The following is a 1,550-nucleotide window of genomic DNA, read 5'->3' as shown; positions in this document are numbered from 1 at the left end:
TAGCGGTTCAGGGTCGCTGTCGCGCCGTGGTGGGAGAAAGTTGTTCCGGGCTTACGGTTTGTCTCTGGCGAGGGATTCGTTTCCGGCGAGATCATGGTGGTGTCTGTTGCGGTTGACGCCGGTTCGATCTTGGTGCTGTTGGTGAGCCTGCCGGCTAGCGTGGCGCGGAGGACTTCCACGGGAACCGTGGATTGTTGCCTTGGAGCACGAGTGTTAGATTCCTGAATCTTCCCTGTCCTCCCCGTGGCAGACGCTGGCATGATCACGTCAATGTGTCAGGAGGAACCGACATGGATATCGTGCACGAGCGGGCCGCGGGAATGGATATTTCCAAACGCGACGCGAAGGTCTGTCTGCGTGTCCCCGGGCAGCGGGCTGGAACCTATACCTCCACGGTCACAACGTGGGGCGCAACCACAGGCCAGATCCTTGCCCTGCGGGACTTCCTGGAAGGCGAGCACGTCACCACGGTCGTCATGGAAGCCACGAGCGATTACTGGAAACCCTTCTTCTATCTCCTCGAAGAAACCCTGCCGGTAATGCTGGTCAACGCCAAGGCCGCAAGGAACATCCCGGGCCGCAAAACCGATGTCTCTGACGCGGCATGGCTGGCCCAGCTGGGCGCGCACGGGCTGCTTCGGGCATCGTTCGTCCCGCCGGAACCAATCCGGGAACTGCGGGACCTGACCCGCGCCCGGGCCATTGCCATCCGTGACCGGACCCGGGAAATCCAGCGGCTGGAGAAGTTCCTGGAAGGCTCGGGGATCAAGCTCTCCGCTGTGGTCTCGGACCTTACCGGTGTTTCGTCCCGGGCGATGCTTGAGGCTCTCATCAGTGGTGAACGCGATCCCCAGGTTCTCGCCGGCCTGGCAAAGGGAACCCTGCGCTCCAAAATCCCCGAGCTCGTGGACGCGTTGACAGGCCGGTTCAAGGCCCATCACGCGTTCATGGCCCGATTGCATCTGGACCAGATCGATGCCCAGTCCCGCATCATCGACGCGCTCACCGGACGGATCGAAGAGGCGATGGCACCCTTTCGTGCCGCCAGGGAATTCCTGGCCACCATCCCCGGAGTCTCTCTCAAAGTCGCCGACGTGATCATCGCCGAAACCGGCGCTGACATGTCCCGTTTCGAGACCCCTGGACGGCTCGCGTCCTGGACCGGTGTCTGCCCCGGATCCAACGAATCTGCCGGCCGGATCAAATCCGCGCATATCCTGCCCGGGAACAAATACCTCAAAGCAGCCCTAGGCACCGCGGCGTTGTCCGCTTCCAGAAGCAAGGACACCTACCTTGCCGCCAAATACCGCCGTCTCGCCGCCCGCCGCGGACCCATGAAAGCCATCGTCGCCGTAGAACATTCCATCCTCATCGCGGCCTGGAACCTGCTCGCCAACGGCGAATGCTATTCCGACCCCGGCGCCGACCATTTCACTCGACTGGACCCAACCAAAGCCAAGAACAACGCCATCAAGAAACTCACCAGCCTCGGATTCAACGTGACCATCACTCCGGCCACCGCAGCCTGACAAGCCCTACTTTCGTATTAG

1 protein-coding gene is annotated in these 1,550 nt (G+C 61.8%); it reads left to right on the top strand.

All coding sequences use genetic code 11. The features are described from left to right. Positions 1-290 precede the first annotated feature (290 nt). Positions 291-1,529, top strand: coding sequence for an IS110 family RNA-guided transposase (locus ACYSM9_RS21790; RefSeq protein ID WP_461859030.1), 1,239 nt, complete (start codon positions 291-293; stop codon positions 1,527-1,529). The last annotated feature ends 21 nt before the right edge of the window (positions 1,530-1,550 follow it).

Source organism: Arthrobacter sp. C152, from assembly GCF_054890965.1.
The sequence above is the reverse complement of the archived record's forward strand: the minus strand, read 5'-3'. Positions and strand labels throughout refer to the sequence as shown.

What these genes read in the sequence shown, in the direction of transcription:
- ACYSM9_RS21790 (WP_461859030.1), top strand. Translation starts at nt 291, where the DNA reads ATGGATATCGTGCACGAGCGGGCCGCGGGAATGGATATTTCCAAACGC.